The sequence below is a fragment of the Gilvimarinus sp. 1_MG-2023 genome, from assembly GCF_030548285.1.
The window spans coordinates 1-251 of record NZ_JAUOSC010001370.1; the positions used below are offsets into that span (position 1 = coordinate 1).

A 251-nucleotide genomic window follows, 5' to 3' on the forward strand; every position below is an offset into this window, starting at 1 on the left:
ATCGTCCACCACATTCCAGAAGACGATTGGAATATTCATCTCTTCACACATATCCAGCACGCCGTTATCGTCAATCCAGCGATCCAGAAAACGCTGGCTCTGGGCGGGCAAATCCACCACGACCTGTTGATCGGCTTCCAGCGCACACTCCATGATGGCATCGGTACTTTCAAACTGATCCAGCGTCAGAGCCTGAGTAAATTCCTTGTAATAACGAGTTGTCGTGGCGTGTGACTGGTCGGCATCCAGAC

The 251-nt window shown here is 51.4% G+C and carries 1 pseudogene; it reads right to left on the minus strand.

From position 1 onward, the window contains the following. Positions 1-251, minus strand: a pseudogene (locus Q4563_RS21320) (mobilization protein); the annotation flags it as partial.